The organism is Mesorhizobium sp. M2A.F.Ca.ET.039.01.1.1, assembly GCF_003998035.1.
GTDB lineage: Bacteria > Pseudomonadota > Alphaproteobacteria > Rhizobiales > Rhizobiaceae > Mesorhizobium.
In genome coordinates, this window is sequence record NZ_RZRY01001142.1 from 1 (window position 1) to 1362 (window position 1362).

Annotated in this window: 2 protein-coding genes; both read left to right on the forward strand. The window is 68.4% G+C overall.

Annotated features, from left to right (window positions below):
• Positions 1-159: 159 nt before the first annotated feature.
• Positions 160-795 carry a hypothetical protein gene (locus EOA24_RS37985; protein WP_126081518.1) on the forward strand — a complete coding sequence of 212 codons (636 nt, stop codon included), beginning with the start codon at positions 160-162 and terminating at the stop codon, positions 793-795.
• On the forward strand, positions 792-1362 hold a 571-nt coding region (locus EOA24_RS37990), incomplete at its 3' end, for a flagellar motor protein MotB (RefSeq protein ID WP_281059936.1). The genes EOA24_RS37985 and EOA24_RS37990, both read left to right, overlap by 4 nt.

The window sequence follows — 1362 nt, forward strand, 5'->3', positions numbered from 1 at the left end:
CCCGGCGCGCGCGCCGGCGCAACCCCGCTCGATGATCTGCGCCAGAAGATCCGGCCGGCGCCGCAGGAGCGGCTTGCCCGCATGGTCGACCTCAATGAGGAGCGCACCGCCCAGATTCTGCGCAAATGGGCTGCCGCGCCGGAAGCCGTGGGTTAGGCCATGGTCTCGGCGGCCCTCTTCGATCTCCTGCCCGATTTCGGCTCGCGGACCCCGCACGCCAGCCAGGCGGCGACCCCGCGCGAAGCCGCGCATATGCCGGCCGCGCCGGCGCCGCACGCGCCACAGGCCGACATCGGCGCGCTGATCGCCGAGGCGGTGGCCGATGCGGAGGCCACGCTCGAGGCACGGCTTGCGCTCGCCCATCAGGCCGCGCTCGACGCCGAGCGCCAGGCCAGCGACGATGCCGCGAGAGCCTTTCTTGAAAGCTTCGGCGGCGACCTCGGCGCCGCTGTCGCCACGCGCATCGACGCCATGGAGCAGCGCGTTGCCGAGCTTGCCGGCGCGACTGTTGCCCGCATCATCGGCGGCCTTCTCAGCGACGACCTGCAGGAACGTTCGCTGCAGGCTCTTTCACGCGCCATCGCCGCCGCGGTCGCCGACAACGAGGCCGTCCGCATCGGTATTCGGGGACCCCTCTCGCTGTTCGAGCCCCTGAAGGCGGCGCTTGGGTCCCGCGCGGCCAATCTCGACTTCACCGAGGCGCCGGGCTTCGACCTGACCGTCAGCATCGACGAAACGGTGTTCGAGACGCGTATCGCCGAGTGGTCCGCGTCCTTGTCCGAGGTTCTGTCATGAGCGCCATCGACCATGCCGAGCCCCGGCACGAGATCATCATCGTCAAGCGCAATCACGACGGTCATGACGATGATCACCATGGTGGCGTGTGGAAGATCGCCTTCGCCGACTTCATGACGGCGATGATGTGCTTCTTCCTCGTCATGTGGCTGATCAACGCCGCCAACGAGCAGACCAAGGCAGCCGTCGCCAGCTATTTCAATCCGGTCGAGCTGATCGACCGCAATTCCAGCCGCAAGGGCCTCGAGGATCTCGGCGACGGCCCGAGCAAGGTCGGTTTGACCGCGGACAATCCGCAGCAGGGCGCGACCAAGGCGGGCGAGGACGGCAAAGGCGGCGCCGGCTCGTCCGAACGCCGGCAGACCAAGGACGGCGCGCAGGATGCCCAGCTGTCCGATGAAAAGCTGTTTGCCGATCCCTATGCGGTGCTGGCGGAGATCGCCGCTGATACGGGGGTGCTACAGAATGTCAGCGCCAAGGGCGAAGGCGGCGCCCAGACGGCCGGCCCGGCGACCGGCGCTTCCGGCGGCGAATCCTATCGCGACCCCTTCGCGCCTGATTTCTGGT

Coding starts and splice junctions, on each gene's coding strand:
- EOA24_RS37985 (WP_126081518.1), top strand. CDS start 160: ATGGTCTCGGCGGCCCTCTTCGATCTCCTGCCCGATTTCGGCTCGCGG.